This window comes from Fulvivirga sp. AWR4_260, from assembly GCF_056158185.1.
This window is the reverse complement of the sequence record NZ_JBSWSU010000012.1, coordinates 1-5,300: the sequence shown is the minus strand read 5'-3', so window position 1 is coordinate 5,300 and position 5,300 is coordinate 1. Positions and strand designations below refer to the sequence as shown.

Sequence of the window (5,300 nt, the reverse complement as noted above, 5' to 3'; positions counted from 1 at the left end):
AAGGTTAAGTTTTGCATACTCGTGTGCTCACCCAGCACCTTAGCGACATATAAAGAAATTGGCGAAGAAACTGGGGACCATGTATGGCCTATGCCATTAATTGAAGATTATAAAGCCTATTTGCACAGTGATTATGCCGACTTAAATAATAGGAGTGCTTCTAAATACGGCGGTTCGATTACGGCAGCCATTTTCTTGCAACAATTTATAAAACGACATATGAAATGGGTACATATTGATATGGCAAATACGGTTCGACCTTGGAAGGTGTATGGCTATCATGCTCGAAGGGGCTACTGGTTTTGGAGTCAGATTATTAACCAAATTGGTAGAAAAGGAGTTTGAGTGACGAAATGCAGTTGGAATTGATTGTACAGAATAAACACGATGCATTGCAAGCGGGAAAAGCTAGGAGCAGATCGATTAGAGCTTGTTTCGGCGATACAGGAGGGTGGTTTGACACCAAGCTTTGGAATGATAAAAACAGTCTTGCGAAGTGTGCACATACCTGTTCAAGTCATGATACGGCCACATAGTCATGATTTCTTTTATCAGAAAAGAGGAGTTTGCAGTTATTTGTGAAGATATGAAGGCACTCAGAGAGCTTGCAATGTAATCGGATTCGTTTTTGGCGCACTATATATGAGGATTTTACAATTAACGAACAAATGCTTCATGATCTCATTGAACGCTTTCCGGGAGTAGATATTACGTTTCATCGTGCTTTTGATGAAGTGAAGGATATGTATGCAGCATACAAAACGTTAGTAAAGTATAAAGATCATGTAAAACGTATTCTAACATCTGGTGGGAAAGCAAAGCTGTGAAGCAGGAAAAGAACAGCTCGCTCATTTAGTTCAGTATTCTTATGAAACAGGAGGACCTATCATTATGCCTGGTGCAGGCCTCACTCCGGATAATATTGCTGAAGTCAAACAGACAACAAAAGCAGAGCAATATCATTTTGGTAAAGCAGTTCGTGAAAGACAATCATTTGCGAACGAGATTTCAGCGCAAGCAGTGGAGAAAGTGCTATCGACTTTGAAATAAAAAGCAGTTACTTGTATTAGGAACCTCGATGGCTCGTATCTGGGGCAGCCGCCATCTAATATGAACAGCACTTGTATGTGGGTTATTTCATGGACAAAATCAAGCAAAAACGATAGCTATTGCTAAGTATCTATGCAAAAGCTATTGTTTTTTTAAAACTAAAAAAGGTTTCAGTTATTATTTATAACTGAAACCTTCTAAACTAAACTTGCACCATTTTACGAATTGATGGTGGGACGTCTAAATAGTATAAATCTTGATATCGCTGTGAAGTGCTTAGTAGTTCTTGGTGCGAACCTTGCATTTCAATATAGCCGTTTTCTAAAAAGACAACTTCATCCATACGCTGCATACCAGCTAAATGATGTGTAATCCAAATAACGGTTTTATCATCAAGCGTTAAAAAAATGGTTTTTAACAAGTCAGCTTCTGTTTTTCGTAATTCTAAGCCGACTGTCGGCTCATCGAGAATAACAACAGGAGAGCCTTTTAATAATATTCTTGCTAATGCTACTCGTTGTTGTTGACCGCCACTAAAGATTTGTCCTGATTCTTCCATCATCCGTGTTATAACCTTTTGGCAGGCTCATAATATAATCGTGGAGCTGCACCTTTTTAGCCGCTTCTACAATCTCTTGATCCGTTGCTTTTTGGTTACCCAGTCGTAGGTTATTAGCAATTGTCGTGTTAAATAAATCAGGTCGTTGATTTAAAATCGATACGATTTCAAATAGAGAATCGCCATAAGCTGTTGCATCGATGCCGTTAAGTGTGGCATTTCCTTTTGCTGGGTGCAGCAGAACCACAAATTAGTTGGATGATACTTGATTTTCCCAGCACCACTTTTTCCCAACAAAGCTAATTTCTTTCCTTGAGGTATCGAAATGGAAACATCTTTTAAAATTTGTTTGGCAAAGCCCGGATATTGAAAGGCAAACATGTTCAAGCTGAATATCTACAGAATCAGATATTTTTGGTAAAGATATGTGTGACTTAGCAGCAACCTTTTCTTGATCTGTTTCTTCGAGCGCTTCTAATCTTGAAAGCGATTCTGTGTATTCTGGGAATTTGTTCTAGGGCTTCAGATACGGGCAGAAAAAGCTTCTGCAATAGCCAATGTAACTAAAACGAAAGCAGCAATTAATGTCACGTGCATATTTCCTTCAGCTACCATCGCAACTTGACCAGTACACCATGGAAATTACCATCGCACCAATGATAAGCTGAAGGAATAAGTCGCGAATTCGTTGCTCACTTTTAACGCGTCGCTCAACAATGGCAACAGCTTGATCTTTTTTTGCATCATGCTTCGTAAATTCATCTGGTTTTCCAGCAATCATCCAATCTTTAATGCCAAGTAATCCATCTGTTAATATATGATATTGATCATAGCGCCCCTGTTTTATTAATGCTGTACGTTTTCGACTAGACCACAAAGAAAACAACGGAATGAACACAACAATAAAAAAGAGATATATTGCCATAAGTGAAGCAAATACCATATCAAACCAGCCTAGACAAGCAATAGCGATGCCGTACATACCAAGTGCAGTGATACTCGGTAAAATTCGTACGAATAAATAAATCTTGCAAATGGTCGATATCATCTGATAATACGCCTAGTATCCTACCAGTTTGGAAACGAGAACGAATAAAAGCTGCTTGTGGCTCTAAAGTTTGATACAATCTGCTACGCATATTCGCTAGTACGCGAAGAATCGTATCATGGCTCGTTAATCGAGAAAGATAGTGAAATACCGCTCGAAAAATACCGAAGGCTCGCACGGAAACAACGGGAATATAGACCATTAAAATATTTTCAGGTCTTAAGGCGGATTTGGAAATTAAGTACCCAGATGTAAACATAAGCGCTGCACCACAGGCTAAAGCTAATAAACCGATAATAATACTGGCTGCTAGCCCTTTGTAATGCATTTTTACATATGGAATAATCCATGCTTTCATTGTACTCCCTCCAATTGTGATAGCACGAGGTCATAGTATTCTCCGCGACGAAGCAATAACTCATGTGGTGTCCCCACTTCTACGATAACGCCATCTTTTAACACAATAATTTTATCCATTTGCTCCATCCAATGCAGCCGATGCGTTGCAAAAAAGACTAATTTATCTTTAAACAATGTTGTTATCGTTTGTTTCAATTCGTATTCCGTTTCAATATCCAAATGGGCAGTCGGCTCATCTAATAACAGAATAGGGCGATTACCAAGAAAAGCTCGGGCCAAAGCGACACGTTGTTCTTGACCGCCGCTAATTGCACGTGCGCCAGTACCAATTTCTTGTTCTATACCATTAGGAAAGGTATGGATTAACTTATCCAATTCTGCATCTTGAACAGCTTGCCACACATCTTCATCCGATGCATTTGGTTCATAAAATCGAATATTATCTGCAACCGACTGACTAAAAATATATGGACGCTGTGGAATGTATGTGATTTGACGCTGCCAAGCTTCTGTATTTAAGCTATCTAAAATTTGCTGATTGACGCGAAAACTTCCTTGATCAGGTGTTAAAAATCCACCTAATATATCAATTAAAGTCGACTTTCCTGCACCGCTTGCACCAACAATACCAATATTTTCAAAACCTTTTACTTGCATGGAAATGGTGGATAGAGCCTGTAGGCCGTTATCGTCATGGGAATGACTAACAGAAGAAAGCTTTAAGGTACTGTTAGCTGACCATGCAATGGAGTTGGTAATAACGGAATGATTCTCAGAAACAGGCTCTGCTAATATCCGATCAATTGCTTTGGCTGCTTCTTGTCCATTTAATGTTGCATGGTAGTCTGCTCCAACTTCTTTTATAGGAAGAAAAAACTCTGGAGCTAAAATTAATACGACTAATGCAATATCTAATAATAGATTTCCTTCAATGAGACGTAATCCTAACCCTACAGCAACAGAGGCAACTGATAACATCGTAAAAAAGTCAAGTGCAAAAGATGAAAGGAAAGCGATTCGTAATGTTGATATAGTGGATTTTCGGTATTCGTCACTCACTTTTTCAATTGTATCTCCATGTGATTTACTTTTACCTAAAAACTTTAATGTTTCTAACCCTCGTAAAGAATCAATAAAATGATTGGATAATAAATGATAAGAATGCCATTGACGCTCCATTTTCTTATTCGCAGCTAATCCTAATAAAATCATAAATGCAATAATGATAGGAACGGTTAAAAGTAAAATGATACTTGACAGTTTATCCTGAACGAAAACGTAAATGAGTACCATTGGTGGAATAATACATGCAGCAATCATCTTGGGAATAATTAATTCTAAATAAGTACGTTGTTGGTTTGCACCTTCCATGGCTAAATTAACTAACTTGGCTGTACCGTGTTTATTCGTGTAGCTAGGGCCAAGCGCAAAAAGCTTGGCCAATAATTGTTTTCTTTTTTTCACTCTTGTTTTTTCAGCAAACTGGAAGGTTATTTTTTTCTTTAATGTACCCATAAGATACCTTGTAACAAAGGCAATAAGGAAAAAAACGCCTAGCTTCCATGTTTCTTGAAATAATTCGCCGTTAAATAAGCGAAATAACCATTCTGCTAACCACTTTGCTTGCAGAATGATGGCTATTGCTTCCACGATTGTAATGGAAATAACAATGGCAAGTGTCGGTCTTACCCCTTTGTACGTTAGTAAATGATTACGCATCATTTTCTTCATTAGTATTCTAAATGCTCCTCTTCTTTAATACGTTTACGGAATACATAATAACTCCAGATTTGATAACCAAGTACAAAAGGTAATAAAGTGACAGCTACAATGGTCATGACTTTTAACGAATAGTCTCCTGAAGCTGCATTGTGAATCGTTAAGTCAAAAGCATGATTTAAGCTACTTACCATTACACGTGGGAATAAACCGACGAATACAGACGTTACCGTGAGCGCGATAGTTAATCCGGTCATCGTAAATGCCCAACCATCACGACTTTTCTTAGCAAAATTTCCAGCTAAGACAACTGCCAATACAATGAGAGCGAAAATTGGAATTAATATGGCACCTCTCACCTCGAAAATATCTGTGTAGAAATAAGATGCAACCACAAAGGTAACTAAAGCTATACCAACAGCGTAAACAATTTTTTTGGCAGTTTCACGAGCTCTACTTTGTAGGTCACCTGTAGTTTTCAACGTGATAAAGAATAGCCCGTGTAAAAAACAGAGCAATGTAATCGCAATAGGTGTGTGTGTGTGTGTTTTTTTTTTTTTTTTT

At 38.1% G+C, this 5,300-nt stretch carries 9 protein-coding genes and 1 pseudogene; 4 read left to right on the top strand and 6 right to left on the bottom strand.

Translation table 11 applies throughout. From position 1 onward, the window contains the following. From ACXACQ_RS06415 to ACXACQ_RS06400, 4 genes and pseudogenes are all read left to right on the top strand, one after another. Positions 1-345 (top strand): annotated as a pseudogene (locus ACXACQ_RS06415) (hypothetical protein); the annotation flags it as partial. Between the two features lie 42 nt (positions 346-387). After that, positions 388-582 (top strand): copper homeostasis protein CutC, encoded by a 195-nt coding sequence (locus ACXACQ_RS06410; protein WP_474975111.1) that lies wholly within the window; start codon positions 388-390, stop codon positions 580-582. Between the two features lie 86 nt (positions 583-668). Then, a complete protein-coding gene (locus ACXACQ_RS06405; protein WP_474975110.1) occupies positions 669-827 on the top strand; it encodes a copper homeostasis protein CutC in 159 nt (52 codons plus the stop codon). Beyond that, positions 808-1,050, top strand: a complete 243-nt coding sequence (locus ACXACQ_RS06400) for a hypothetical protein (RefSeq protein WP_474975109.1) — start codon at positions 808-810, stop codon at positions 1,048-1,050. The genes ACXACQ_RS06405 and ACXACQ_RS06400 overlap by 20 nt, the downstream gene beginning before the upstream one ends. Positions 1,051-1,252: 202 nt before the next feature. On the opposite strand, the gene ACXACQ_RS06395 is transcribed toward ACXACQ_RS06400, so the two are convergent. The 6 genes from ACXACQ_RS06395 to cydB form a co-directional block, all read right to left on the bottom strand. Next, the gene (locus tag ACXACQ_RS06395; RefSeq protein ID WP_474975108.1) at positions 1,253-1,612 is read right to left on the bottom strand and encodes an ATP-binding cassette domain-containing protein; all 360 of its coding nucleotides are present in this window, start codon (positions 1,610-1,612) and stop codon (positions 1,253-1,255) included. Beyond that, positions 1,584-1,856, bottom strand: coding sequence for a hypothetical protein (locus tag ACXACQ_RS06390; protein ID WP_474975107.1), 273 nt, complete (start codon positions 1,854-1,856; stop codon positions 1,584-1,586). Before ACXACQ_RS06390 ends, ACXACQ_RS06395 begins: the two co-directional genes overlap by 29 nt. 357 nt (positions 1,857-2,213) lie before the next feature. Next, entirely contained in the window at positions 2,214-2,552 is a 339-nt protein-coding gene (locus tag ACXACQ_RS06385; RefSeq protein ID WP_474975106.1) for a hypothetical protein, read from the bottom strand. Between the two features lies 1 nt (position 2,553). Next, positions 2,554-3,015 carry a hypothetical protein gene (locus ACXACQ_RS06380; protein ID WP_474975105.1) on the bottom strand — a complete coding sequence of 154 codons (462 nt, stop codon included), beginning with the start codon at positions 3,013-3,015 and terminating at the stop codon, positions 2,554-2,556. Continuing rightward, positions 3,012-4,748: a thiol reductant ABC exporter subunit CydD gene (gene cydD, locus ACXACQ_RS06375; protein ID WP_474975104.1), complete on the bottom strand. Its 1,737-nt coding sequence runs from the start codon at positions 4,746-4,748 to the stop codon at positions 3,012-3,014. Before cydD ends, ACXACQ_RS06380 begins: the two co-directional genes overlap by 4 nt. Next, the coding region (cydB, locus tag ACXACQ_RS06370; protein WP_474975103.1) for a cytochrome d ubiquinol oxidase subunit II at positions 4,748-5,300 on the bottom strand (553 nt) is incomplete at its 5' end. The genes cydB and cydD, both read right to left, overlap by 1 nt.